This window comes from Pseudomonas sp. CCC3.1 (assembly GCF_034347405.1).
Taxonomy (GTDB): Bacteria; Pseudomonadota; Gammaproteobacteria; order Pseudomonadales; family Pseudomonadaceae; genus Aquipseudomonas.
Genome location: NZ_CP133778.1, coordinates 4924428 through 4950382, shown reverse-complemented (window position 1 = coordinate 4950382; position 25955 = coordinate 4924428). Strand labels below are relative to the sequence as shown.

Here is a 25955-nt window from a genome sequence, read left to right as displayed (position 1 = left end):
GTTTCAGCGCAGGTGAAACACCTGTCAAATACCGTTCTTGCGCGGTTCTGACAGGTGGGCCCTACTCTTTTTGGGCTTTTCTGGCATAATCCGGCCCACTTTTTTCGCGGTAGTAGTGCATACATTTCTACTACAAAACGTTTGGCGCACTCGGCCAATGGCCGACGGGGAACCTCATGACGCAAGCTAATAACGCCGTGTACACCGATCTGAGCATCAACGATCTGGTTAAAGAAGCCCTGAACCGTGGTGAAGGCGAGCTTGCCGACAGCGGTGCACTGGTTGTTAAAACGGGCCACCGCACGGGCCGTTCACCTGCTGACCGCTTCATTGTTGAAGAGCCGACCACCCAGGACGCAATCGCCTGGGGCCCGATCAACCGCAAGTTCCCGGCTGACAAGTTCGACGCCCTGTGGGACCGTGTTTCAGCCTACCTGGGCGAGCGCGAGCGTTTCGTTTCCCACGTTCATGTAGGTTCTGACCCGGCGCACTACCTGCCAGTCAAAATGACCACCGAGACTGCGTGGCACAACCTGTTTGGCCGTTGCCTGTTCATCAACCCTGAACAGTACAACCCAGCGGGCAAAGACGAGTGGCAAGTTATCAACGCACCGAACTTCGTGTGCGAGCCAGAGCGTGATGGCACCAACTCCGACGGTTGCGTGATCATCAACTTTGCCGCCAAAAAAGTACTGATCGCAGGCATGCGTTACGCCGGCGAAATGAAAAAAGCCCTGTTCTCGGTTCAGAACTTCCTGCTGCCAGCCGTTGACGTTCTGCCGATGCACTGTGCGGCCAACATGGGCGAAGAGGGCGACGTGACCCTGTTCTTCGGCCTGTCGGGCACCGGTAAAACCACCCTGTCGGCTGACGAAAGCCGTTACCTGATCGGTGACGACGAACACGGCTGGGGCGTGGGCGTGGTGTTCAACATCGAAGGCGGTTGCTATGCCAAGTGCATCGACCTGTCCGAGAAAAACGAGCCGGTGATCTGGAAAGCTATCCAGCACGGCGCGGTACTGGAAAACGTTGTTATTGATCCAGTCACCAAAAAAGCTGACTACGCAGACGACAGCCTGACTCAGAACAGCCGCGCGGCTTACCCGCGTGAACTGATCGAAAAACGCGCACCGAAAAACCTCGGTGGCGAGCCAAACGCTGTGATCTTCCTGACCTGCGACCTGACCGGCGTACTGCCACCGGTGTCGATCCTCAGCGAAGAACAAGCGGCTTACCACTTCCTGTCGGGTTACACCGCACTGGTCGGTTCGACTGAAATGGGTTCGGGCAGCGGCATCAAGTCGACGTTCTCCACCTGCTTCGGCGCGCCATTCTTCCCGCGTCCAGCGGGCGAATACGCAGAACTGCTGATCAAGCGCATCCGTGGTTTCGGCTCCAAGGTTTACCTGGTCAACACCGGCTGGACTGGCGGCGGCTACGGCGTTGGCAAGCGTTTCAACATCCCGACCACGCGTGGCGTGATTGCAGCGATCCAGAGCGGTGCTCTGATCGGCGCAGAAACCGAGCACCTGGACACCATCAACCTCGACGTGCCTTTGGCCGTACCGGGCGTTGACACTGTTTTGCTCAACCCTCGCAACACATGGGCTGACCAAGCCGCCTACGACGAAGCCGCCAAAGCCTTGGCTGGCCTGTTCGTTGAGAACTTCAAGAAGTTCGACGTAAGCGACGCGATCAAAGCGGCTGGCCCGAAGCTGTAAGCATTCGGCCAACGCACTGATCCACAAAAAACCGCCTGAAAAGGCGGTTTTTTTGTGCCTGCGATTCAGGCTTCCAGCACCTGTGTATCCCAAAGCCCGGCCTGAATCGCCTCATACAACATGCCGATTGTCAGCGGCACCTTGTTGCCTCGGCCTTTGGCATTGCGCTTGAAATGCGGGTCGTTGCCAGCAGGCTGAAAATAGCGATACGCATCGTAATCGGCCAACTCCAGCCCGAAGCGTTCCTCAAGGGTTTCCATCAAATGCTGAGCGTCACTGCCGTTGCAGCCAAGGTCGAGATTGATCGACGTCTTGAGGCTAATGGTTTTGTGTTCTGGCAGGCCGATTTCTTCATGCAGCAACTGCATCAGCTCGCGCAGGGCGGGAGTGTCCGGGAGATTGGCGGCGAGTTTCATTGTGGGGTTCCGTGAGCAGGTGGATACAGAGCATTATTAAATTTAAAGCACTCTGAAAAGTATCTTTAGAGATTCTATTAAGAGTGCTATTTTCGGTGCTTGTTGAGCGATGTCCCGTTCAGTTGCCTTGGTGAGTTCTGTATGGCGTAGCGCAATGAGAATCGCCCAGAGTGATTCCGATGACTTACAGGCATACCGGACACTTCATCCAAATTTCAAAGATATGAGGCCGTATCATGACATTCGCCATGCTCGCTAAAGTTGCTGCATCTGTCACCGATCTGAAAAAAGACCCCATGGGCACCTACCGCGAAAGCGGGGGAGATCCAATGGTCATTCTTAATCGTAACGAGCCCGCCTTTTATATCCTTTCGCCAGAGCGCTACGAGCTGTTGCTGGAGATGATTGACGATGCCGAATTGGCAAGGTTGATAAACGAACGGCGCGGCAATCCCACTATCAAGGCCGATATTGATGAGCTCATCGCAGCTGCCGAAAAAGACTGAAGTACCGGCAGACACGATCAAGATCTATACGCTTGAATTTGTAATTGAGGCAAAAAAGGAGCTGTCCAGACTGGATAAAGTGCTTCAAATCCAGCTGCTGAAAAAGCTCAAATCACGCTTGTCATCACCTAGGGTGCCTGCTGCCAAGCTCAGCAACATGCCCGACTGTTACAAGATCAAACTGCGCGCCAGCGGCGTGAGGCTGGTGTATGAAGTGATTGATAACAGGTTGGTGGTGCTAGTGCTTGGAGTCGGCAAGCGTGATGACAATGCAGCTTACATAGCCGCTAAAAAGCGTCTTCAGTAATCAGTAACGGTCATTAAGGCGTTTGCGTCAGCCCCTGTATCATCCCCTCTTAATTTGCCCCCGGCCTTTTCTCGATTCGCCGCAAACCCTGCGTTACGGTTCAGCACTTTGCAGCGGTCAATGGAGTGACAGTGATGTACAACACCCTGGAACAGGTTTTCGGTTATCCACAGTTTCGCGCAGGCCAAGAGGCGGCGATCAGTGCGGTGTTGGCCGGACGTTCGGCGGCGGCGATTTTTCCGACCGGGTCGGGCAAGTCGTTGTGTTACCAATTACCGGCCTTATTGCTACCGCACCTCACGCTGGTGGTGTCGCCGCTGTTGGCCTTGATGCAGGATCAATTGGCGTTTTTACAGCGCCACGGGATCGCCGCCGCCAGTATCGACTCGGCGCAAGGCCGCGATGAGACCCGTGCCGTCATGGCGCGGGCCAAAGCCGGTGAATTGAAAATTCTGATGATTTCGGTCGAGCGTCTGAAAAACGAGCGCTTCCGTCATTTTTTGCAGCAGGTGCCGATTTCGTTGCTGGTGGTGGACGAGGCGCACTGTATTTCCGAGTGGGGGCATAACTTCCGTCCGGATTATTTGAAGCTGCCGGACTACCAGCGACAGTTCAACATCCCACAGGCGTTGCTGTTGACGGCAACGGCGACACCTAATGTGATCGCCGACATGCAGCGCAAATTTGCGATTGCCGAGTCGGATGTAATCACCACCGGTTTTTACCGCGCCAATCTTAATCTGTGGGTCGAGCCAGTGACCGGCGCGGCCAAGCGTGAGCGTCTGGTGCAGTGGATGGGCGCACGCATCGGCCAGCCGAGCATCGTGTACGTCACGCTGCAAAAAACCGCCGAGTCGATCGCTCAACACCTCAACCAGCACGGGATCAGTGCCAACGCCTATCACGCGGGTCTGCCTCACGAACAACGTGAGGCCATCCAGCGTCAGTTCATGGGCGGGCAGCTCAATTGCATCGTCGCTACCATCGCTTTCGGCATGGGCATCGACAAGAGCGACATCCGCAATGTGGTGCATTTCGACCTGCCCAAGTCGGTCGAAAACTACAGCCAGGAAATCGGCCGTGCCGGGCGTGATGGCGCGTCATCCGACTGCCTGGTGCTGGCCAACCGTGACAGCCTCAACGTGCTGGAAAACTTTGTGTACGGCGACACGCCTGAGCTGCAAGGCATTCGCTGTGTGCTGGATGAACTGCGTGCAGCGATTCCTGAAGGCCAGTGGGAATTCATGCTGTTGCCGCTGTCCGATCAAAGCAATATCCGGCAACTGCCGCTCAAAACCTTGTTGGTGCAATTGGAGTTGCGCGGCCTGATCGCGCCGCGTTACGCCTATTTCGCCGAATACCGCTTCAAGTATTTGATTGAACCCGAGGCGTTGCTGGCCAAGTTTGAGGGCGAGCGCCAACAATTCGTGTCGTCGATTATCCAGACATCTCGCCGCGCCAGAACCTGGGCCACGGTGAACTTCGACACGCTGTACCAACAGCATCAAGCCGACCGCAATCGGGTGGTCAAGACGCTGGATTACTTTCAGGAGATGGGTTGGGTCGAGCTTGAGAGCAAGCAGATGACCGAGGTCTACCAACTGTTGGTGACAGACGTTGATGCGCAAGCACTGAGCCGTGAGCTGCACCATTACTTCACCGCCCATGAGCGCGGCGAGATCGAGCGTATTCATGCGATGTTGGCGTTGTTCGCCAGCGGCACCTGCCTGAGTTATCGACTGGCGCAGTATTTCGGTGATGAACAGGCGCCGCAGCAGTGTGGGCATTGTTCCGTGTGTGCGGGGCAGGTCGCGCAGTTGCCCGAGCCGCCAGCGCTGGTGCCGCTTGTGGATAAAAACTTCGAAGCGTTGTGCACGGGATTTATCCACAGGCATCAGCAACACACAGGACGTTATCCCCCGCCGGAACGCCTGACCCGATTCCTGTGCGGCATTAGCGTGCCGTTATTCACCAAAATCAAGGCGCGAACCATTCCGGGATTTGGGGCATTGGACCATTACCCCTACGCCGAAGTGCGCGACTGGGCCACGCAGCACATGGCGGCCTTATAGGAGCAGCCGGTCGACGCTCGATTGCCTCGGGATCTTTTGATCTTTCAAACGATCCCGAGATAAGCGCCAAAGTGCTTTTTACCCCAACAACTCACGCAGCACGCGGGTGAAGTCCCGGCGACTCACTTCTTCATCAGCATGGCGGCCATCACGTACCACCCATTGGCCGTTAACGATGACATCGCGCACCTGGCGGTCCCCCCCGGCAAACAGCCAGCGGTTGAGAATCGCGTCGTCCTGCGCCGTGGCCAGGTACGGGGCGTTGCCGTCGAGCACCAGCCAGTCTGCGCGCTGGCCGACTGCCAATCCTGCCACCGCTTGCCCCATCGCCTGTGCGCCGCCGGCCAAGGCTGCGTCGTACAACGTACGCCCGACCATCGGCTGATCGCTGCGGTACATCCGGTTACGGCGCTGGTCACGTAAACGCTGGCCGTATTCCAGCCAGCGCAGTTCTTCGACCACGCTCAACGACACATGGCTGTCTGAGCCGATGCCCATGCGCCCGCCTTGAGCGAGGTAGTCCACGGCCGGAAAAATGCCGTCACCCAGGTTGGCTTCGGTGGTCAGGCAAAGCCCAGCCACGGCCTTGCTTTGGGCCATAAGCTGCACTTCATCGGCATTGGCGTGAGTGGCGTGCACCAGGCACCACCGGGCATCGACTTCAACGTTGTCATACAGCCATTGGATAGGGCGCTTGCCACTCCAGCTCAGGCAGTCGTCGACTTCCTTTTGCTGCTCTGCGATGTGGATATGCACCGGGCACGTCGTGTCGCTGGCGCTCAGCACTTCGTGGATTTGCTCAGGCGTGACGGCCCGCAACGAGTGAAAGCACAGGCCCAGTTGCTGTGCAGGTTGTTGCGCCAGCAGCGGCTTTAACTGCTGCTGCAAGGTCAGGTAGCGCTCGGTGCTGTTGATAAAGCGGCGCTGGCCGTCGTTCGGCGTTTGGCCGCCAAAACCCGAATGGCTGTAGAGCACCGGCAGCAGGGTCAGGCCAATGCCGGTCGAGCGAGCAGCCTCGCTGATGCGCAGCGCCAGCTCAGCGGGGTTGGCGTAAGGCTGGCCCGACAGGTCGTGGTGCACGTAATGGAATTCAGCGACCGAGGTGTAACCGGCCTTGAGCATTTCGATGTACAACTGACGGGCGATGACGCCGAGTTGCTCGGGGCTGATTTTGCCCACGAGCCGATACATCAGGTCGCGCCAGGTCCAGAAACTGTCATTAGGGTTGCCCGCCACTTCGGCCAAGCCAGCCATGGCGCGCTGAAACGCGTGCGAGTGCAGATTCGGCATGCCCGGCAACAACGGGCCGTTCAGATGTTGGGCGCCCTGAGCGTCGGAATCGGCTTGAATCCGGGTCAGATAGCCATCGGCTCCAACCTCGATGCGGACATTGGTAGCCCAGCCTGTGGGTAACAGCGCACGTTCGGCAAAGAAGACGGACATCGGTTCGGCACCCCATCGTTTGAAATTTGTATATACATATACAGACGTTTGCCTGCTCGGTAAACTCCGGCAAGCTACGCCCCCATAACTCATGAACAAGGATTGCCTGTGTCGACTCAGCCTGTCGTGCCCCCGCTGGCCGCCCACATGGGCGACAGTCCAGCCCCGCTTTATGCCCGCGTAAAGCAGATGATCACCCAGCAAATCCAGAGCGGAAACTGGCCGCCGCACTACCGCGTGCCGTCCGAAAGCGAGCTGGTCACCCAGTTGGGTTTCAGCCGCATGACCATCAACCGGGCGCTGCGTGAGATGACGGCCGATGGTTTGCTGGTGCGCATGCAGGGTGTCGGCACGTTTGTGGCCGAGCCCAAAACCCAGTCAGCGCTGTTTGAAGTCAACAACATCGCTGACGAAATCGCCGCCCGCGGACACACACACACCTGCAAAGTGATCAGCCTGGGCGAAGAGCTGGCGGGCTCCGAGCGCGCCGCCGTGCTCGACATGCGCGAAGGGCAGAAAGTCTTCCACTCGCTGATCGTGCATTACGAAAACGGCATTGCCGTGCAAATTGAGGACCGTTTCGTCAACGCGCAAGTCGCGCCGGACTACCTCAAACAAGACTTCACCCAGCAAACGCCTTACGCCTATCTGTCTCAGGTCGCACCATTGACCGAAGGCGAGCACGTGGTTGAAGCCATTCTGGCTGATCCCAAAGAGTGCAAGTTGCTGCAAATTGAAGCCAGCGAGCCGTGCTTGCTGATTCGCCGCCGCACATGGTCGGGCCGCCAGCCGGTGACCGCTGCGCGCTTGATCCACCCGGGTTCCCGTCATCGTCTGGAAGGACGTTTCAGCAAATGAGTGAACGCACTGTTTTACGCGCCGCCGATTACCCGCGCATGCCGTGGAAAAACGGCGGTGGCAGCACCGAAGAAGTCACCCGCGACGCAGGCGAGGGCCTTGATGGCTTTGGCTGGCGCCTGTCGATTGCTGACATTGGCGAGTCGGGTGGTTTTTCGCGCTTTGACGGCTACCAGCGGGTGATCAGCGTGCTGCAAGGCGCGGGCATGCACCTGAGCGTTGATGAGGTGCGCAGTCGTGCCTTGTTACCGTTTGATGCCTTCGCCTTTAAAGGCGCAAGCGTTGTCAGTTGCACCTTGATTGACGGGCCGATCCGCGATTTCAACCTGATTTACGCCCCGGATCGTTACAGCGCGCGCGTGCAGTGGCAGGAGGCGGGCGGCCGCCTGTTCACCTCGGCGCAGACGTTATTGATCTTCAGCGCCGATGAGCAGGTGCGCGTGGAACTCGGTAACACGGCTCACGAACAGCTGGGGCGTTACGACTGCCTGCAACTGAACGGCAATGGTGAGCTGCTGGACGTCGCCATCACCGGCCGTAGCTGCGTGATTGAGTTGAACGCAATCTAAAGCGCACCACAGACCTGTAGGAGCGAGCTTGCTCGCGATCTTTTAAAAGATCAAAAGATCGCGAGCAAGCTCGCTCCTACGAAAAGCAGGGAGTTATACCCGCGCCCCATCTTGTTACCTAACGCCCCAAAAAGACGCAAAACCCCCTCCCAGTAACATCCCCGCACTTCGATTTTTTTGCCCGCACACAAACCGCCTGCGCGCTTGCTGGCCTTTATTGACGGGCCGGGCAGCCCTTTTCAACACTTTTTCATCCTCGGCAATCTTACGTTGGCCGCTTACTTGCATATGCTTGTATGTACAAGTACATAAGTGTGCATCTGCCCAACGCTGAGGAGTTACCCGTGACTTCAACTACCCCTAAATCGCCTGCTGCTTTCACCCGTCACCGTGAGGGTGAAATCCGCGCTGCCCGTGGCACCCAGCTCACGGCCAAAAGCTGGATGACCGAAGCCCCGTTGCGGATGTTGATGAACAACCTCGACCCGCAGGTGGCCGAGAACCCAACTGAGCTGGTGGTGTATGGCGGTATTGGGCGTGCGGCGCGTAACTGGGAGTGCTACGACAAAATCGTCGAAAGCCTGACTCACCTCAACGACGACGAAACCCTGCTGGTGCAATCGGGCAAGCCGGTCGGCGTGTTCAAAACCCACAGCAACGCGCCACGGGTGCTGATCGCCAACTCCAACCTGGTACCGCATTGGGCCACGTGGGAGCACTTCAACGAACTCGACGCCAAAGGCCTGGCCATGTACGGCCAGATGACCGCCGGCAGTTGGATCTACATCGGTAGCCAAGGCATCGTTCAGGGCACCTACGAAACCTTCGTCGAAGCGGGCCGCCAGCACTACAACGGCAGCTTGGTCGGCAAGTGGGTGTTGACCGCAGGTCTGGGCGGCATGGGCGGCGCGCAACCGTTGGCCGCCACCTTGGCTGGCGCCTGCTCGCTGAACATCGAATGCCAGCAGAGCCGCATCGATTTCCGTCTGGCCACCCGTTACGTTGATGAGCAAGCCACCGATCTTGATGACGCACTGGCCCGCATCGCCACATACACCGCCGAAGGCAAAGCGATTTCCATCGCCCTGTGCGGCAACGCCGCTGAACTGCTGCCAGAAATGGTGCGCCGTGGCGTGCGCCCGGACATGGTCACCGACCAGACCAGCGCCCACGATCCGCTCAATGGCTACCTGCCAAAAGGCTGGACCTGGGAGCAATACCGCGACCGCGCCGTGACCGATCCGGCTGCTGTGGTTAAAGCCGCCAAAGCGTCGATGGGCGAGCACGTGCAAGCCATGTTGGCGTTCCAGAAGGCTGGCATTCCCACCTTCGACTACGGCAACAACATCCGTCAGATGGCCAAAGAAGTGGGCGTCGACAATGCATTCGACTTTCCGGGCTTTGTCCCGGCGTACATCCGCCCATTGTTCTGCCGGGGTGTCGGTCCGTTCCGTTGGGTCGCGCTGTCGGGTGATCCAGAAGACATCTACAAAACCGACGCCAAGGTTAAAGAGCTGATCGCCGACGACGCCCACCTGCACAACTGGCTGGACATGGCGCGCGAGCGCATCAGCTTCCAGGGTTTGCCGGCACGTATTTGCTGGGTGGGTCTGGGCCAGCGCGCCAAGCTCGGTCTGGCGTTCAACGAAATGGTGCGCAGCGGTGAACTGAAAGCGCCGATTGTGATTGGTCGTGACCACCTGGACTCCGGCTCGGTGTCGAGCCCGAACCGTGAAACCGAATCGATGCAAGACGGCTCGGATGCGGTCTCCGACTGGCCATTGCTCAATGCTTTGCTCAACACCGCGAGCGGCGCGACCTGGGTGTCGTTGCACCACGGCGGCGGCGTCGGCATGGGCTTCTCGCAGCACTCGGGGATGGTGATTGTGTGTGACGGCACCGACGAAGCGGCAGAACGCATCGCCCGCGTGCTGCACAACGACCCGGCCACGGGCGTGATGCGCCATGCCGATGCGGGGTATCAGATCGCGATCGACTGCGCCAACGAACAGGGACTGAACCTGCCGATGGTTAACGGCTAATCAAAACCCTGTAGGAGCGAGCTTGCTCGCGATCTTTTAGAAGATCAAAAGATCGCGAGCAAGCTCGCTCCTACAGGCAGGTGTGAAGTTTTTCAGCAAGCGCAATCCCGGTTTCCCTTTACCTGAGGTGGGGCACATGGCTGTTAATGATGATCGTGCAGGCGCTACACCTATGATCGAGAAGCGGTCGATCGATTACATCCCGGAGTCAGAACGACACGGGCGGCTGTTCAGCCAGTTCACGCTATGGCTGGGAGCCAACCTGCAAATCACCGCGATCGTGACGGGTGCGCTGGCCGTGGTATTGGGCGGCGATGTGTTTTGGTCGCTGATCGGTCTGTTCATCGGGCAAGTGCTCGGTGGCGCCGTCATGGCGTTGCACGGCGCTCAAGGCCCGCAACTGGGCTTGCCGCAGATGATCAGCAGCCGGGTGCAATTTGGGGTGTATGGCGCCGTGGTACCGCTGGTGCTGGTGTGCCTGATGTACATCGGCTTTTCGGCCAGCGGCTCGTTGCTGGCCGGGCAAGCCATTGCTCAACTGCTGCACGTTGAAGACTGGGTCGGCATCGTCGCCTTCGCCGGTTTTATCGTGGCCCTGACCATTTTCGGTTACCGGGTAATCCACGGCATTGGCCGCATCGCCAGCGTGCTGGGGGTGATTGCCTTCATCTACCTGTTCTACAAGCTGCTGGCCGGTAACGACATTGGCGCGTTGCTGGGCAACAAGCATTTCTCGATCAGCAGCTTCTTGTTGGCGATCTCGTTGTCGGCCTCCTGGCAAATCGCGTTCGGACCGTACGTCGCTGATTACTCGCGTTACCTGCCGAGCAAGACGTCTCCCGCCAAAACCTTCTGGGCGATTGGGCTGGGCTCGGTGATTGGCGCACAAACGGCGATGGTGTTCGGCGTGTTCGCGGCGGCCTTGGCCGGGTCGCAATTTGCCCACCACGAAGTGTCCTTCATCGTGGGCCTGGGTGGCACCGGCATTGTGGCGGCGCTGCTGTATTTCGCCGTGGCCTTCGGCAAGGTGACCATCACCACGCTCAATGCCTACGGCAGTTTTATGTCCATCGCGACCATCGTCAGCGGTTTTCGCGGCAGTCGCCGCATCCCCAGCGGCGTGCGTTTGCTCTACATCTTCGCGATGGTGGCCATGGCAACCGCGCTGGCGCTGTTGGGCAAGGACTCGTTCCTCAAGGATTTCTCCGCGTTCATCCTGTTTCTGCTGGCGTTCTTCACACCCTGGAGCGCGATCAATCTGGTGGATTTCTACTGCATCACCAAAGAGCGCTACGACATCCCGGCACTCTCTAATCCCGAGGGCCGTTATGGCCGCTGGAACGGGGTCGGCCTCAGCGTTTATGTGATGGGCGTGCTGATTCAAATGCCGTTTATCTCGACTCACTTCTACACCGGCGCGCTGGTGGACAGCCTGGGCGGCACCGATATTTCGTGGATCATCGGCTTGCTCGTGCCTGCCGCTGTGTATTACTGGGCGGCCAAAAAATGGGCCCGTCCGGTGCCCGCTAAATTGATTCTGCCGGATGAGCGTTCAGCGTCTGAAATGGCGGCGGTCATACCGCCGGTTGTGCCCGCACCGATCTAGTCTGCACTCAAGAACACCCATAAACAGCGACTGGCGGCCAAGACCCTTTTACAAGGAGCACCAATGTGAACCGTTTAAACCTGATCCCCGGCCAACTGAGCCTTGCCCAACTGCGTGACATTTATCAGCAGCCGGTGATCCTTAGTCTGGACGACAGCGCTTGCGCGCAGATTGATGCCAGCGTGGCGTGCGTTGAGCAGATTCTTGCTGAAAACCGCACCACCTATGGCATCAACACCGGTTTTGGTTTGCTGGCTTCGACAAAAATCGCCAGCGAAGACCTGGAAAACCTCCAGCGTTCATTGGTGCTGTCGCATGCGGCGGGCGTGGGTGAGCCGATCAGCGATGACCTGGTGCGGCTGATCATGGTGCTCAAGGTCAACAGCCTGAGCCGTGGTTTCTCCGGGATCCGCCGCGTGGTGATCGATGCCTTGATCGCCCTGATCAATGCCCAGGTGTACCCGCACATTCCGCTCAAGGGTTCGGTCGGTGCATCGGGTGACCTGGCGCCGTTGGCGCACATGTCGCTGGTGCTGCTGGGCGAAGGCAAGGCACGTTACCAAGGCGAGTGGCTGGACGCAGTGTCGGCGCTCAAACAAGCCGGTCTGCAACCCCTGACACTGGCGGCCAAAGAAGGCTTGGCCTTGCTCAACGGTACTCAGGTCTCGACTGCCTTTGCCCTGCGCGGGCTGTTTGAGGGCGAGGATCTGTTTGCCGCCGCCACGGTCTGCGGCAGCTTGACCGTTGAAGCCGTACTGGGCTCGCGCTCGCCGTTTGACCCGCGCATCCATGCCGCTCGCGGCCAGCGTGGGCAAATCGATGCCGCCAGCCTTTATCGCGACCTGCTGGGCACGAGCAGCGGGGTGTCGGAGTCGCACAAAAACTGCGACAAGGTTCAAGACCCGTACTCCCTGCGTTGCCAGCCGCAAGTCATGGGCGCCTGCCTGACCCAGTTCCGTCAGGCCGCCGAGGTGTTGGGCATTGAAGCCAACGCCGTGTCAGATAACCCGCTGGTGTTTGCCGAGCAGGGCGATGTGATCTCCGGCGGTAATTTCCACGCCGAGCCGGTCGCCATGGCGGCCGACAACATGGCCTTGGCGATTGCCGAAATCGGTTCGCTGAGCGAGCGCCGTATCTCGTTGATGATGGACAAGCACATGTCGCAATTGCCGCCGTTTCTGGTGGCCAATGGCGGGGTCAACTCGGGCTTCATGATCGCGCAAGTGACGGCCGCCGCGTTAGCCAGCGAGAACAAGGCGCTGGCCCATCCGCACAGCGTCGACAGCATTCCGACCTCAGCCAACCAGGAAGACCACGTATCGATGGCTCCCGCGGCGGGCAAACGCTTGTGGGAAATGGCTGAAAACGTGCGCGGCGTGCTTGCGGTGGAATGGCTGGCCGCGTGCCAGGGGCTGGACCTGCGCAACGGCCTCAACACCTCGCCCAAACTCGAAATCGCCCGTACCACGCTACGCCGCAAAGTGGCGTTCTATGAAAAAGACCGTTTCTTCGCCCCGGACATCGACGCCGCCCTGCAACTGCTGGCGTCGCGTTGCCTGAATGAACTGATTGCTCCCCAGACGCTCCCCAGTCTGTAGGAGCGAGCTTGCCTCGCGATCTTTTGATTTTTTAAAAAATCGCGAGGCCAGCGCCTATTGAGTCGCCCACCCGCCTTGGCCTTTTAATGATTAGGAGCGTCACACAATGAACCTCTACAAGACTCTGCTGACTCCCTTGCTTTCCATCAGTCTGTTGGCTGGTGCAGGCGCTGCGCAGGCGGCCACCTGGTGCGAATCCGGTAAGCCGGTGAAATTCGCCGGGCTCAACTGGGAAAGCGGCATGCTCCTCACGGACCTGATGCAGTTCGTGCTGGAAAAAGGCTACGGCTGTAAAACCGACAGCTTGCCGGGCAACTCCATCACCATGGAAAACGCCTTGGGCAGCAACGATATTCAAGTGTTTGCCGAAGAGTGGGTGGGCCGCAGCGACGTCTGGAACAAGGCTGAGAAGGCCGGCAAAGTGGTCGGCGTCGGCGCGCCGGTGGTGGGTGCCGTCGAAGGGTGGTACGTGCCGCGTTATGTGATCGAAGGCGATGCCAGCCGCAAGATCGCCGCCAAGGCACCGAACCTCAAGTCCATCTCGGACCTGGCGCAGTACGCGTCCGTGTTCAAAGACCAGGAAGAACCGTCCAAGGGCCGCTTCTACAACTGCCCGGCAGGCTGGACCTGCGAGCTTGAAAACACCGAAATGCTCAAAAGCTATGGCCTGGAAAACACCTACACCAACTTCCGTCCAGGCACCGGCCCGGCCCTCGACGCTGCCGTGCTGTCGAGTTACAAGCGTGGCGAGCCGATCCTGTTTTACTACTGGTCGCCCACTCCGCTCATGGGCCGCGCCGATCTGGTCAAGCTCGAAGAAAAAGCCGGTGTCGACAAGCACGTAGACATCAAGGTCGGCGTGTCGAAAGTCTTCAGCGAGCAAGCGCCTGAACTGGTCACCGTGCTGGAAAAGGTCAACCTGCCGATTGACCTGCTCAACCAGAACCTGGCCCGCATGACCCACGAACGCATCGAGTCGCCGCAACTGGCGAAGATCTTCCTCAAGGAACACCCAGAGGTGTGGCACGCCTGGGTCGATGAAGCCGCCGCCCAGAAAATCGAAGCAGCGCTGTGAAAACGGACGCTGTGTCTGTGGTTAACGTCCCTTTCATTTGACCGAGAGTGCTTATGTTTCCCGAACGTTTTACATTTTCTATAGCGGACTGGGTCAACGGCTGGGTTGATGCGTTGGTGACCAACTATGGTGATGTGTTCCGGCATATTTCCGACACCTTGCTGTGGGCCATCGTCAACCTCGAAACCGTGCTGCGCATGGCGCCGTGGTGGCTGATGCTGGCCATCGTTGCGGGCATTACCTGGCACGCGACACGCAAAGTGGTAACCACGGCGGTGATCGTCGGGTTGCTGTTTTTGGTCGGGGCGGTGGGCTTGTGGGACAAGCTGATGCAAACCCTGGCGCTGATGATGGTCGCCACGGTGATCTCGGTGCTGATCGGCGTGCCGCTGGGCATTTTGTCGGCACGCAGCAATCGCTTGCGCGCCGTGCTGATGCCGGTGCTCGACATCATGCAAACCATGCCCAGCTTCGTGTACCTCATCCCGGTGCTGATGCTGTTTGGCCTGGGCAAGGTGCCCGCGATTTTCGCCACTGTGATCTACGCGGCGCCGCCGCTGATCCGCCTGACTGACCTGGGCATTCGCCAGGTCGACAGCGAGGTCATGGAAGCCATCAACGCGTTTGGTGCCAACCGCTGGCAACAACTGTTCGGCGTGCAACTGCCGCTGGCGATGCCGAGCATCATGGCCGGGATCAACCAGACCACGATGATGGCGCTGTCGATGGTGGTCATCGCCTCGATGATCGGCGCACGCGGCTTGGGCGAGGACGTGCTGGTCGGCATCCAGACCTTGAACGTTGGGCGCGGGCTGGAAGCGGGCTTGGCCATTGTGATTCTGGCGGTGGTGATCGACCGCATTACCCAGGCTTATGGCCGACCACGGCATGAGGTGAGCAAATGACCACGCCTTCTAAAATCGAAGTCAAAAACGTATTCAAGATTTTTGGCAGCCGCTCCAAAGAAGCGCTGGCCATGATCCAGCAAGACAAAAGCAAAGATCAGGTGCTGGCGGCGACCGGGTGCGTGGTGGGGGTCAATAACCTGTCGCTGAACATCGGCACCGGCGAGATTTTCGTGATCATGGGCTTGTCGGGGTCGGGCAAGTCGACGCTGGTGCGGCACTTCAATCGCCTGATCGATCCCACCAGCGGCGCGATTCTGGTCGACGGCGAAGACATCCTGCAATACGACATGGAAGCCTTGCGCCAATTCCGTCGCCATAAAATCAGCATGGTGTTCCAGAGCTTCGGCCTGTTGCCGCACAAAAGCGTGCTCGACAACGTGGCGTATGGCCTGAAGGTGCGTGGCGAAAGCAAAGCCCTATGCGCCGAGCGCGCCTTGCACTGGATCAACACCGTGGGCCTCAAGGGCTATGAAAGCAAATACCCGCATCAACTGTCAGGCGGCATGCGTCAGCGCGTCGGCCTGGCGCGTGCCTTGGCTGCCGACACCGACATTATCTTGATGGACGAAGCCTTCAGCGCCCTTGACCCGCTGATCCGCGCCGAGATGCAGGACCAGTTGCTTGAACTGCAAAAGACCCTGCACAAAACCATCGTCTTCATCACCCATGACCTGGATGAAGCGGTGCGCATTGGCAACCGGATTGCGATTCTCAAGGACGGCCGATTGATCCAGGTGGGCACGCCCAAGGAGATTCTGCATGCGCCGGCCGATGACTATGTGGATCGTTTTGTTCAGCGCCGTGCCGTGGCGGTTTAGGGGGAAGGGTGAGAGATGAGTAACGTGCAGACTGAAGCCGTGGTGATTGATAACGCGCGCATGCGCTGGCAGGACGTGGTGGCCGTTGCCCGGCATGGCGCGGGGCTGGAGCTGTCGGCGCAGGCCTGGGCCCGCATCGACAACGCGCAGGCCATCGTGCAGCGCATTGTGCAAAGTGGCGAGCGCGCCTATGGCATCAACACTGGCTTAGGCGGGTTGAGCAACGTTTCGTTGCAGCATGAGCAACTGAGCGCACTGTCGCGCAACACCTTGCTCAGCCATGCGTGCGGCGTGGGCCCTGTGCTGAGCAATGAGCAAACCCGAGCGATCATGTGCGCGGCGGTCATTCAATACAGCCAGGGCAAGTCCGGCTTGCACCGCCAAGTGGTCGAAGCGCTGCTGGCGTTGCTCAATCGCCAGATCACCCCGCAGGTGCCGTCTCAAGGTTCAGTGGGGTATTTGACCCACATGGCGCATATCGGCATCAGCTTGCTGGGCGTGGGCGAGGTCAGCTATCGCGGGCAGGTCGTGCCCGCGCAGCAGGCCTTGGCCGCCGAGGGGTTGAGCCCGGTGCAACTGGGGGCTAAAGACGGCTTGTGTCTGGTCAATGGCACGCCGTGCATGACCGGTCTTAGCTGTCTGGCGCTGGCCGATGCCGCGCATTTATTGCAGTGGGCTGATGTGACGGGCGCCATGAGTTTCGAGGCGCTGCGTGGCCAGATCGATGCGTTCGACCCTGAGATTTTGGCGCTCAAGCCGCATCCGGGCATGCAGCAAGTGGGGGCCAATGTGCGTCGCCTGCTCGCAGGCAGTGAAGTGATCGCCAGCAGCAAAGGCGTGCGCACTCAGGATGCGCTGAGCCTGCGCTCAATTGCGCAGGTGCATGGCGCCGCCCGCGACCAGCTCAAGCACGCCATTGCGCAGATCGAAACCGAGCTTAACTCGGTCAATGACAACCCGATGGTGCTGGGCACGCCCGAGGCCTATCGGGTGGTCAGTCAGGCCAACCCGCATGGCCAGTCGGTGGCCTTGGCGGCGGATGTATTGGCCATCGCGATGGCCGAGATCGGTTCGATTGCCGAACGTCGGCTGGACCGTTTGATCAACCCGCATGTCAGCGATCTGCCCGCGTTTCTGGTGAGTCAGCCGGGCGTTAACTCGGGGATGATGATCGTGCAATACGTCGCAGCCTCGCTGTGTGCGCAAAACCGCCAACTGGCGCAACCGGCGGTGCTCGACAACTACGTGACCTCGGGCTTGCAGGAAGACCACTTGAGCCTGGGCACCAATGCGGCGCTCAAGCTGCTGCAATTGCTGGAAAACTGCACGCAGATTCTGGCCATTGAATACCTGTTGGCGGCGCAGGCGTTCGAGTTTCTCAAGGCCAAGCATTTCGGTGATGGCACGCAGTTGGCCTGGCACTTACTGCGCGAGCACGTGGCGCCGTACGATCAGGACCGCTGGCTGGCGCCGGAGATTGCCAAGAGCGCGGCTATTCTCAAGGACCCGCGCGGGTTGCAGGCATTGTCGCCTTACCTGGCGTGAAGCATCGACGGAGTGATGGAATGAAAACGCTTTGGCAACACTGCAACGTCGCGACCATGGCCAATGGCACGTACTCGATCATCGAAGACGCGGCCATCGTGACCCGCGATGAATACATCGAGTGGGTGGGGCCCCGTCTGAATCTGCCACACGGCGAGTACGACCAGACCGTGGGCCTTGAAGGCGCATGGGTCACGCCGGGGTTGATCGATTGCCATACCCACACGGTGTTTGGCGGCAATCGCAGTGGCGAGTTCGAACAGCGCCTGCAAGGCGTGAGTTATGCCGACATCGCCGCTGCGGGAGGCGGGATTGCCAGCACTGTGCGTGCGACCCGCGCGGCCAGCGAAGACGAACTGTTCGCCAGTGCCCGTCAGCGCTTGCTGTGTTTGCTGCGCGATGGCGTGACCAGCGTTGAGATCAAGTCCGGCTACGGCCTGAGCCTGGAGAGCGAACGCAAAATCCTGCGGGTGATTCGTCGTCTGGGCGAAGAACTGCCGGTCACTGTGCGCAGCACCTGCCTGGCGGCGCACGCGTTGCCGCCGGAATACAAAGACCGCGCCGACGACTACATCGAGCACATCTGCACGCACATGCTGCCCGCGCTGGCGGCCGAAGGGCTGGTGGATGCGGTGGATGCCTTCTGCGAGTACCTGGCGTTTTCGCCCGAGCAGGTCGAGCGGGTGTTCCAAGTGGCGCAGCAGTTGGGGTTGCCGGTCAAGTTACACGCCGAGCAACTGTCTTCGTTGCACGGCTCAAGCCTGGCGGCGCGTTATCAGGCGTTGTCGGCCGATCACCTGGAATTCATGACCGAAGAAGACGCCATCGCCATGGCGCAGTCCGGGACCGTGGCGGTGTTGTTGCCGGGCGCGTTTTACTTTTTGCGCGAAACTCAACTGCCGCCGATGGACGCCCTGCGCAAGCATGGCGTCAAAATCGCCATCGCCAGCGACCTCAATCCGGGCACCTCGCCGGGCTTGTCGCTGCGCCTGATGCTGAACATGGCCTGCACCTTGTTCCGCATGACCCCCGAAGAAGCCTTGGCGGGCGTCACCCTGCACGCTGCCACGGCCTTGGGCATGGGCGAGACCCACGGCTCACTGGAGCCCGGAAAAGTGGCTGATTTTGTGGCCTGGAACATTGATCGCCCGGCAGACCTTGCGTACTGGCTGGGCGGAGATCTGGACAAACGCGTCGTGCGCCATGGCGTTGACGTCACGCTTTAGGAGAAAAGGCTGTGGATAAGGTTCTGACATTCAAACAAGGTCGCGTGCCCTTGCTGATCAGCATGCCCCACGCGGGGTTAAAGCTGACGCCTGCGGTCGAGGCCGGGCTGATTCCCGAGGCGCAAAGCCTGCCGGACACCGACTGGCACATCCCCAGTCTCTACGAATTTGCTGAGCAACTGGGGGCCAGCACGTTAGCGGCGCAGTATTCGCGGTTTGTCATCGACCTCAATCGCCCCGAAGACGACGCCCCGCTGTACGTAGGCGCGACCACCGGGTTATTCCCGGCCACCCTGTTTGACGGCTTCCCGTTGTTTCGCGAAGGGCAAGTGCCGACTGCGCAAGAGCGTGCGACCTACCTGCAAACGATTTGGCAGCCCTACCATCAGACTTTGCAGCAGGAGCTAAAGCGCCTCAAAGCCGAATTTGGCTACGCGCTGCTGTTTGACGCGCACTCCATCCGCTCGCACGTGCCGCACCTGTTTGAAGGGCGTTTGCCGGACTTCAACCTCGGAACGTTCAATGGCGCCAGTTGTGATCCGCACCTGGCGAGTGACCTTGAAGCGATCTGCGCCGAACACCCGGCCTACAGCCATGTACTGAACGGGCGTTTCAAAGGTGGCCACATCACCCGGCATTACGGCAGCCCTGTGGATAACATTCACGCTGTGCAACTGGAATTGTCGCAGTGCAACTACATGGAAGAGTTTGAGCCGTTCAACTACCGCGAAGACCTGGCAGCCCCGACGCAGGTGGTGCTTGAGCAGTTGCTGACGCGGATGATCGAGTGGGGGCAGGAGCGCTACGCCTAAAACGCCTCGATGACTGTGCGAAACCTTGTAGTCGCTGCCGAGGTACGAAGGCTGCGATGGGTTGCGAAGCGACCCTGAACGGCGGTCATGCGGCCCGCATCGCAGCCTTCGTACCTCGTCAGCGACTACAAGCGGCTCTCTGGGGGGCGGGCACATAACCCCATGCTCATTCCGCGAATCGGGTTTATGATGCCAATCGGCACCATTTTTTGAAGTCCTCATCTGGGATGACCTCAACCCTCCCACGGAGTGTGTAATGCAGACCTTGTTCCCGCAGATCAAACCCTACGCCCGGCACGATCTTGCTGTTGATGGGCCGCATGTACTTTACGTCGATGAAAGTGGCACGCCCGACGGTTTGCCGGTGGTGTTTGTCCACGGGGGGCCGGGCTCGGGCTGTGATGCCAACAGCCGCTGTTATTTCGATCCGGGTGTGTACCGCATCATCACCTTCGATCAACGCGGGTGCGGGCGTTCAACCCCGCACGCCAGCCTTGATAACAACACCACTTGGGATCTGGTGGCCGACATGGAGCGGATTCGTCTGTTCTTGGGCATCGATAAATGGGTGCTGTTTGGCGGCTCTTGGGGCTCTACCCTGTCGCTGGCGTACGCGCAAAGCCATCCAGACCGTGTGCACGGCCTGATTCTGCGTGGGATCTTCCTGGCGCGCCCGCAAGAGATTGAATGGTTCTACCAGGCGGGCGCCAGTCGAATCTTCCCGGACTATTGGCAGGACTACATCGCGCCGATTCCGCCGGAAGAACGTGACGATTTGCTCACCGCCTTCCATAAGCGCCTGACCGGCAATGACCAGATCGCACAAATGCACGCGGCCAAGGCTTGGTCGACGTGGGAAGGCCGCACGGCGACGCTGCGCCCCAACCCGCAAGTGGTTGAGCGTTTCTGCGACCCGCATCGCGCCTTGTCGATTGCCCGTATCGAATGCCATTACTTCACCAACAATGCATTTCTTGAACCGAATCAACTGATCCGCGACATGCATAAAATCGCCCATTTGCCGGCAGTGATCGTGCATGGCCGCTACGACGTGATTTGCCCGCTGGATAACGCCTGGGAATTGCACCAGAACTGGCCGGGCAGCGAGCTGCAAGTAATACGCGATGCGGGTCACGCAGCCTCTGAAACCGGTATTACCGATGCGCTGGTGCGCGCGACCGAGCAAATGGCGAGCAGCCTGCTCAACTTGCAGCCCGACGAAGCATGAAGGGCTTGTTGCAACGCGTCAGTGGGGCGCGGGTCGAGGTGGGCGGTGAGGTTGTAGGCTCAATTGATCAGGGTTTGCTGGTGCTGGTGGCCGTCGAACCCGCAGACACTGAAGCCCACGCGGCCAAGCTGTTGCACAAGTTACTCAATTACCGGGTGTTCAGCGATGCGGACGGCAAAATGAACCTGTCGCTGGCCGATGTCGGCGGCGGTTTGTTGCTGGTGTCGCAGTTCACGCTGGCGGCTGACACCAAAAGCGGGTTGCGCCCAAGTTTTTCCACGGCGGCACCTCCTGCGTTAGCCGAAACGCTGTTCAAGCACTTGCTGGAAGAGGCAAAACGGCTTCACCCGACGGTCGAAACCGGGCGTTTTGGCGCCGAAATGCAGGTGCATTTGGTCAATGATGGCCCCGTGACATTCTTGTTACACATCTAAAACCTTGAAAAACCGTGTTTTCGTCTGAAAACAGGGGGGGGTGGCGATAAATACTTGCTGAGAATAGATGCGTTGTAACGCGGCCTACTAGATAATCCCGCGCTACCATAGACACTAATCCGACGTGCTTGGGGAATCATTTCTCCCTTTTACGGTCGGAACAGTGCTCGCCAACCCGGCATCTAGATCGCTGGCCGTTGGTTTCATCATCTGTTTTCGGCGAGGTTTGCTCGTGATTGTTAGTCCATTTAATGCACCAAAAATGTCTGCCAAGCGGTTGCGTAACGCACTGGTGACGGGCTCTGCGCTCTTTTGCTTGTTCGGTGCGGGTCAACTGTGGGCATTCAGTCTGGATGACGTGGCGGCGCAGGCTAAAACCCTGGCCGAGCAGAAATACCAAGCGCCACGCAGCAACTTGCCAAATGAGTTCCGCGACATGAAGTTTGCGGACTACCAGAAAATTCAGTTCAAACGTGAAAAAGCCCAATGGGCCGGGGACAAGACCCCGTTCAAACTGTCCTTCTATCACCAGGGCATGCATTTCGACACGCCGGTGAAAATCAACGAAGTGACGTCCGACAAGGTCGAAGAGATCAAATACGACGCGAGTCGCTTTGATTTTGGCGATGTGAAATTTGACCCTAAAGCCACCGAGAACCTCGGCTGGGCGGGTTTCCGCGTGTTGTACCCCATCAACAAAGCGGACAAGCAAGACGAAATCATGACCATGCTGGGCGCGAGCTACTTCCGCGTGATCGGCAAGGGCCAGACCTACGGCTTGTCGGCGCGTGGCATGGCGATTGATACCGCATTGCCATCGGGCGAAGAGTTCCCGCGCTTCACCGAGTTCTGGATTGAACGTCCAAAACCTAACGACAAACACCTGGTGATCTTCGCGTTGCTGGATTCGCCGCGTGCGACCGGCGCTTACCGCTTTATCCTGCGTCCTGGCGTAGACACGGTGGTCGACGTGAAAGCGCAAATGTTCCTGCGTGACAAAGTAGGCAAGCTGGGCATCGCTCCGCTGACCAGCATGTACCTGTTCGGCGCCAACCAGCCGTCCAAAGTGCTTAACTACCGCCGCGAACTGCACGATTCGTCGGGCCTGGCGATTCATGCTGGCAACGGCGAGTGGATCTGGCGTCCGCTGAACAACCCGAAACACTTGGCAGTGAGCAACTTTGCCGTTGAAAACCCGCGTGGTTTTGGCTTGCTGCAACGTGGCCGTGACTTCAGCCACTACGAAGACCTCGACGACCGTTACGACAAACGCCCAAGCGCGTGGATCGAGCCACAGGGTGATTGGGGTAAAGGGACTGTCGATCTGGTAGAAATTCCGACAGCTGACGAAACCAACGACAACATCGTTGCGTTCTGGAGCCCGGGCACGCTGCCAGAGCCAGGCAAACCGTTTGACTACGCCTACCGCCTGCACTGGACCCTGGACGAAGCGGCACTGCACCCGACTGACAGCGCGTGGGTTAAACAAACCTTGCGTTCGACCGGTGACGTCAAGCAATCCAACCTGATCCGTCAGCCTGACGGCAGCGTGGCCTACCTGATTGACTTCGAAGGTCCGTCGCTGGAAAAACTGCCAGCCGATGCGCCTGTTCGTAGCCAAGTGAGTGTGGGTGACAACGCTGATCTGGTTGAGAACAACCTGCGCTACAACCCGGAAACCAAGGGCTGGCGCTTGACCTTGCGCTTGAAAGTCAAAGACCCGAGCAAGTCCACCGAACTGCGTGCGGCCCTGGTTCAAGACGTTGAGCAAGCCCCTGCAACCGTGGCCAAGGCTGAGAAAGTGGCAGCCAAAGTGCACGAGAAGAAAGAGCACAAAGACGATAAAGCCAAGGACGCTAAAGCCAAGGACGCTAAAGCTCCGGCAGCCGAGGCAGCCCCCGCCACGCCAGAACCGGTGAAGACTGAAAAAGTGTTGACCGAGACCTGGAGCTACCAGTTGCCAGCCGATGAGTAATGCTCACACTCAGCCAGTCTCGCTTGACGAGTACCTGGCGCACTTGCCACTGAGCGAGGAGCAGCGCGCCGACTTGGCGAACTGCACCTCGTTTGCCGAGTTGCATGAACGTCTGTCAGCGCGCACCGACATCGATGCTGCCGAGGCCGCTCAGGCGTCGGTCGGCACACGTCTGAACCTCACAACGGCTGCCGAACTCGAGGAAGCAGAAATGCTCGCCCTCGACGCCAGTGGCCGGGTGATGCTCAAGGCCACGCCGCCGATTCGTCGCACTAAGGTGGTACCCGAGCCATGGCGCACCAATATTCTGGTTCGTGGCTGGCGCCGTCTGACGGGTCGCAGCAACCCGCCTGCGCCGAAAATCGACGAGCGCGTACTGCCTAAGGCGCGCTGGCGGACGGTGGGCTCGATCCGCCGTTACATCCTGCTGGTGCTGATGCTCGGTCAAACCATCGTCGCTGGCTGGTACATGAAAGGCATCATGCCGTACCAGGGCTGGTCGTTCGTTGATCTGGACGAAGTCATGCATCAGCCGTTGATGCAGACCGCGCAGCAAGTGCTGCCGTATGCCTTGCAAACCAGCATCCTGATTTTGTTCGGGATTCTTTTTTGCTGGGTTTCGGCGGGGTTCTGGACCGCCCTCATGGGCTTCCTTGAGCTGCTGACCGGGCACGACAAATACCGCATTTCCGGCGCCAGCGCTGGCGATGAGCCGATCCCGGAGCAGGCGCGTACTGCGCTGGTGATGCCGATCTGTAACGAAGACGTGACCCGTGTGTTTGCGGGCCTGCGGGCAACGTACGAATCGGTAGCGGCCACGGGTGACCTGGACCGCTTCGACTTTTTCGTCCTCAGTGACAGTAACGACCCTGACATTTGCGTCGCCGAGCAACAGGCCTGGTTGGATGTTTGCCGCGAAACAGAAGGCTTCGGGCGGATTTTCTATCGCCGTCGTCGCCGTCGTGTGAAACGTAAAAGCGGCAACCTCGACGACTTCTGCCGTCGCTGGGGCGGCGACTACAAGTACATGGTGGTGCTCGACGCCGACAGCGTCATGAGCGGTGAATGCCTGACCAGCCTGGTGCGCTTGATGGAAGCCACGCCAGACGCAGGCATCATCCAGACCGCGCCTCGGGCGTCGGGCATGGACACCTTGTATGCACGCATGCAGCAATTTGCAACGCGGGTCTACGGGCCGCTGTTCACCGCCGGCCTGCACTTCTGGCAGTTGGGTGAATCCCACTATTGGGGCCACAACGCGATCATCCGCATGAAGCCGTTTATCGAGCACTGCGCCTTGGCGCCGTTGCCGGGCAAGGGCGCATTTGCGGGCGCGATCCTGTCTCACGACTTCGTCGAAGCGGCGTTGATGCGCCGTGCCGGTTGGGGCGTGTGGATTGCCTACGACCTGCCGGGCAGCTACGAAGAACTGCCGCCCAACTTGCTGGACGAACTCAAGCGTGACCGCCGCTGGTGCCACGGCAACTTGATGAACTTCCGCCTGTTCCTGGTTAAAGGCATGCATCCGGTGCACCGTGCGGTGTTCCTGACGGGCGTGATGTCGTACCTGTCGGCGCCGTTGTGGTTCTTCTTCCTGCTGCTGTCGACGGCCTTGCTGGCGGTCAACACGCTGATGGAACCGCAGTACTTCATGGAACCTCGCCAGCTGTATCCGCTGTGGCCTCAATGGCACCCGGACAAAGCCGTTGCGCTGTTCTCGACCACCATCGTGTTGCTGTTCTTGCCTAAGCTGCTGAGCATCATCCTGATCTGGGCCAAAGGCGCGAAACAGTTCGGTGGCAAGTTCAAGGTCACGCTGTCGATGCTGCTCGAAATGCTCTTTTCGATGCTGCTGGCCCCTGTGCGCATGATCTTCCACACCCGTTTCGTACTGGCCGCGTTCCTCGGCTGGGCCGCGACCTGGAACTCGCCACAACGTGACGACGACTCCACGCCGTGGAGTGAAGCAGTGCGTCGCCATGGCCCGCAAACCCTGCTGGGTGCAGCCTGGGCGGCCTTGGTGCTGTGGTTGAATCCGAGCTTCCTGTGGTGGCTGGTGCCGATTGTCGGGTCCTTGATGCTGTCGATTCCGGTCTCGGTGATCTCCAGCCGGGTCAAGCTGGGCCTCAAATCCCGTGACGAAAGCCTGTTCCTGATTCCTGAGGAATACGCACCGCCGCGTGAATTGTCGGCCACTGCTGAATACACCCACGAGAACCGCTACCACGCGCTCAACGACGGTTTTGTTCGTGCCGTGGTCGACCCGCAGCAGAACGCCCTGGCCTGTGCCCTGGCGACCTCGCGTCACCGTGAAGCCGAGCCGATTGAGTGGCTGCGTACCGAACGGGTACGTCAGGCGCTCAAGGTTGGCCCGCAAGGCCTGAGCAACAACGAGCGTATGGCGTTGTTGAGCGACCCTGTGGCGCTGGCACGCCTGCACGCGCTGGTGTGGAGCGAAGGTCACGAAGACTGGCTCAACGCCTGGCGTGAAACCGTGGCGGCGCAGCCCCACGCGCCGTTGTTGCCGTTGCAGCCTGCGGCGTGATCCCTATCTCGCTCGCACCTCTTTATGGGGGGGCGAGCGAGAGACGGTTTTTCGTAGCAGTTTCCGAAGGCTACGTCCGGCGGCAAAGCCGTCGTAAAGCCATACACCGCGCAGTACCTGATAAACCTCGCACTTAGCCTTTACGATCGCTTCGCAATCGGACGCAGCCTCGCAAAGCTCGGCAGCTGCTACGAAACAGGCATCTGCATTCCCCGCTTGTCGTGCTTTTCTCTCGCAAAACTCGTCTCCTA

Annotated in this window: 21 protein-coding genes; 19 read left to right on the top strand and 2 right to left on the bottom strand. The window is 59.3% G+C overall.

The window, feature by feature from the left end:
- Positions 1-176: 176 nt before the first annotated feature.
- On the top strand, positions 177-1721 hold the full coding sequence (locus RHM56_RS21560; RefSeq protein WP_322235912.1) for a phosphoenolpyruvate carboxykinase: 1545 nt from the start codon (positions 177-179) through the stop codon (positions 1719-1721).
- A 65-nt stretch (positions 1722-1786) separates the two neighbouring features.
- Here the strand turns inward: RHM56_RS21560 and RHM56_RS21555 are convergent, their stop codons facing one another.
- Positions 1787-2137: a DUF1493 family protein gene (locus RHM56_RS21555; RefSeq protein ID WP_322235910.1), complete on the bottom strand. Its 351-nt coding sequence runs from the start codon at positions 2135-2137 to the stop codon at positions 1787-1789.
- 236 nt (positions 2138-2373) lie between these two features.
- On the opposite strand from RHM56_RS21555, the gene RHM56_RS21550 reads away from it, so the two are divergent.
- The 3 genes from RHM56_RS21550 to RHM56_RS21540 all read left to right on the top strand — a co-directional run bounded on the left by RHM56_RS21550 (position 2374) and on the right by RHM56_RS21540 (position 5022).
- The gene (locus tag RHM56_RS21550; protein ID WP_322235908.1) at positions 2374-2643 is read left to right on the top strand and encodes a type II toxin-antitoxin system Phd/YefM family antitoxin; all 270 of its coding nucleotides are present in this window, start codon (positions 2374-2376) and stop codon (positions 2641-2643) included.
- On the top strand, positions 2612-2950 hold the full coding sequence (locus RHM56_RS21545; RefSeq protein ID WP_322235906.1) for a type II toxin-antitoxin system RelE/ParE family toxin: 339 nt from the start codon (positions 2612-2614) through the stop codon (positions 2948-2950). The genes RHM56_RS21550 and RHM56_RS21545 overlap by 32 nt, the downstream gene beginning before the upstream one ends.
- A gap of 134 nt (positions 2951-3084) precedes the next feature.
- Positions 3085-5022, top strand: a complete 1938-nt coding sequence (locus tag RHM56_RS21540) for a RecQ family ATP-dependent DNA helicase (RefSeq protein ID WP_322235905.1) — start codon at positions 3085-3087, stop codon at positions 5020-5022.
- Positions 5023-5100: 78 nt separating this feature from the next.
- Here RHM56_RS21540 and RHM56_RS21535 read toward each other — a convergent pair whose 3' ends face one another.
- Positions 5101-6465, bottom strand: coding sequence for a formimidoylglutamate deiminase (locus RHM56_RS21535; protein ID WP_322235903.1), 1365 nt, complete (start codon positions 6463-6465; stop codon positions 5101-5103).
- Positions 6466-6612: 147 nt separating this feature from the next.
- Between RHM56_RS21535 and hutC the strand changes: the two genes are divergently transcribed.
- The 15 genes from hutC to mdoH all read left to right on the top strand — a co-directional run bounded on the left by hutC (position 6613) and on the right by mdoH (position 25704).
- On the top strand, positions 6613-7323 hold the full coding sequence (gene hutC / locus RHM56_RS21530) for a histidine utilization repressor (RefSeq protein WP_322241833.1): 711 nt from the start codon (positions 6613-6615) through the stop codon (positions 7321-7323).
- On the top strand, positions 7320-7892 hold the full coding sequence (locus RHM56_RS21525) for a HutD family protein (RefSeq protein WP_322235901.1): 573 nt from the start codon (positions 7320-7322) through the stop codon (positions 7890-7892). The genes hutC and RHM56_RS21525 overlap by 4 nt, the downstream gene beginning before the upstream one ends.
- A 344-nt stretch (positions 7893-8236) precedes the next feature.
- Positions 8237-9934: a urocanate hydratase gene (gene hutU, locus RHM56_RS21520; RefSeq protein ID WP_322235899.1), complete on the top strand. Its 1698-nt coding sequence runs from the start codon at positions 8237-8239 to the stop codon at positions 9932-9934.
- A 136-nt stretch (positions 9935-10070) separates the two neighbouring features.
- Positions 10071-11540 (top strand): cytosine permease, encoded by a 1470-nt coding sequence (locus tag RHM56_RS21515; RefSeq protein WP_322235897.1) that lies wholly within the window; start codon positions 10071-10073, stop codon positions 11538-11540.
- Positions 11541-11605: 65 nt separating this feature from the next.
- Positions 11606-13138, top strand: a complete 1533-nt coding sequence (gene hutH, locus RHM56_RS21510) for a histidine ammonia-lyase (RefSeq protein ID WP_322235895.1) — start codon at positions 11606-11608, stop codon at positions 13136-13138.
- 106 nt (positions 13139-13244) lie between these two features.
- Complete coding sequence (locus RHM56_RS21505) at positions 13245-14213, top strand: ABC transporter substrate-binding protein (protein ID WP_322235893.1); 969 nt, start codon at positions 13245-13247, stop codon at positions 14211-14213.
- Positions 14214-14266: 53 nt separating this feature from the next.
- Positions 14267-15118: a proline/glycine betaine ABC transporter permease gene (locus tag RHM56_RS21500; protein WP_322235891.1), complete on the top strand. Its 852-nt coding sequence runs from the start codon at positions 14267-14269 to the stop codon at positions 15116-15118.
- Complete coding sequence (locus tag RHM56_RS21495) at positions 15115-15939, top strand: glycine betaine/L-proline ABC transporter ATP-binding protein (protein WP_322235889.1); 825 nt, start codon at positions 15115-15117, stop codon at positions 15937-15939. The genes RHM56_RS21500 and RHM56_RS21495 overlap by 4 nt, the downstream gene beginning before the upstream one ends.
- 15 nt (positions 15940-15954) lie before the next feature.
- Complete coding sequence (gene hutH / locus RHM56_RS21490; protein WP_322235887.1) at positions 15955-17484, top strand: histidine ammonia-lyase; 1530 nt, start codon at positions 15955-15957, stop codon at positions 17482-17484.
- A 20-nt stretch (positions 17485-17504) separates the two neighbouring features.
- Positions 17505-18710, top strand: a complete 1206-nt coding sequence (hutI, locus tag RHM56_RS21485; RefSeq protein ID WP_322235885.1) for an imidazolonepropionase — start codon at positions 17505-17507, stop codon at positions 18708-18710.
- 11 nt (positions 18711-18721) lie between these two features.
- Positions 18722-19522 (top strand): N-formylglutamate deformylase, encoded by an 801-nt coding sequence (hutG, locus tag RHM56_RS21480; RefSeq protein ID WP_322235883.1) that lies wholly within the window; start codon positions 18722-18724, stop codon positions 19520-19522.
- 256 nt (positions 19523-19778) lie between these two features.
- Positions 19779-20750, top strand: a complete 972-nt coding sequence (gene pip / locus RHM56_RS21475; RefSeq protein ID WP_322235881.1) for a prolyl aminopeptidase — start codon at positions 19779-19781, stop codon at positions 20748-20750.
- A complete protein-coding gene (gene dtd, locus RHM56_RS21470; protein WP_322235879.1) occupies positions 20747-21184 on the top strand; it encodes a D-aminoacyl-tRNA deacylase in 438 nt (145 codons plus the stop codon). The genes pip and dtd overlap by 4 nt, the downstream gene beginning before the upstream one ends.
- Before the next feature lie 232 nt (positions 21185-21416).
- Entirely contained in the window at positions 21417-23159 is a 1743-nt protein-coding gene (locus RHM56_RS21465) for a glucan biosynthesis protein G (RefSeq protein WP_322235877.1), read from the top strand.
- Positions 23152-25704: a glucans biosynthesis glucosyltransferase MdoH gene (gene mdoH / locus RHM56_RS21460; protein WP_322235875.1), complete on the top strand. Its 2553-nt coding sequence runs from the start codon at positions 23152-23154 to the stop codon at positions 25702-25704. The genes RHM56_RS21465 and mdoH overlap by 8 nt, the downstream gene beginning before the upstream one ends.
- Positions 25705-25955 lie beyond the last annotated feature (251 nt).

What these genes read in the sequence shown, in the direction of transcription:
- RHM56_RS21560 (WP_322235912.1), top strand. Translation starts at nt 177, where the DNA reads ATGACGCAAGCTAATAACGCCGTGTACACCGATCTGAGCATCAACGAT.
- RHM56_RS21555 (WP_322235910.1), bottom strand. Translation starts at nt 2,137, where the DNA reads ATGAAACTCGCCGCCAATCTCCCGGACACTCCCGCCCTGCGCGAGCTG.
- RHM56_RS21550 (WP_322235908.1), top strand. Translation starts at nt 2,374, where the DNA reads ATGACATTCGCCATGCTCGCTAAAGTTGCTGCATCTGTCACCGATCTG.
- RHM56_RS21545 (WP_322235906.1), top strand. Translation starts at nt 2,612, where the DNA reads ATGAGCTCATCGCAGCTGCCGAAAAAGACTGAAGTACCGGCAGACACG.
- RHM56_RS21540 (WP_322235905.1), top strand. Translation starts at nt 3,085, where the DNA reads ATGTACAACACCCTGGAACAGGTTTTCGGTTATCCACAGTTTCGCGCA.
- RHM56_RS21535 (WP_322235903.1), bottom strand. Translation starts at nt 6,465, where the DNA reads ATGTCCGTCTTCTTTGCCGAACGTGCGCTGTTACCCACAGGCTGGGCT.
- hutC (WP_322241833.1), top strand. Translation starts at nt 6,613, where the DNA reads ATGGGCGACAGTCCAGCCCCGCTTTATGCCCGCGTAAAGCAGATGATC.
- RHM56_RS21525 (WP_322235901.1), top strand. Translation starts at nt 7,320, where the DNA reads ATGAGTGAACGCACTGTTTTACGCGCCGCCGATTACCCGCGCATGCCG.
- RHM56_RS21515 (WP_322235897.1), top strand. Translation starts at nt 10,071, where the DNA reads ATGGCTGTTAATGATGATCGTGCAGGCGCTACACCTATGATCGAGAAG.
- RHM56_RS21505 (WP_322235893.1), top strand. Translation starts at nt 13,245, where the DNA reads ATGAACCTCTACAAGACTCTGCTGACTCCCTTGCTTTCCATCAGTCTG.
- RHM56_RS21500 (WP_322235891.1), top strand. Translation starts at nt 14,267, where the DNA reads ATGTTTCCCGAACGTTTTACATTTTCTATAGCGGACTGGGTCAACGGC.
- RHM56_RS21495 (WP_322235889.1), top strand. Translation starts at nt 15,115, where the DNA reads ATGACCACGCCTTCTAAAATCGAAGTCAAAAACGTATTCAAGATTTTT.
- hutH (WP_322235887.1), top strand. Translation starts at nt 15,955, where the DNA reads ATGAGTAACGTGCAGACTGAAGCCGTGGTGATTGATAACGCGCGCATG.
- hutI (WP_322235885.1), top strand. Translation starts at nt 17,505, where the DNA reads ATGAAAACGCTTTGGCAACACTGCAACGTCGCGACCATGGCCAATGGC.
- pip (WP_322235881.1), top strand. Translation starts at nt 19,779, where the DNA reads ATGCAGACCTTGTTCCCGCAGATCAAACCCTACGCCCGGCACGATCTT.
- dtd (WP_322235879.1), top strand. Translation starts at nt 20,747, where the DNA reads ATGAAGGGCTTGTTGCAACGCGTCAGTGGGGCGCGGGTCGAGGTGGGC.
- mdoH (WP_322235875.1), top strand. Translation starts at nt 23,152, where the DNA reads ATGAGTAATGCTCACACTCAGCCAGTCTCGCTTGACGAGTACCTGGCG.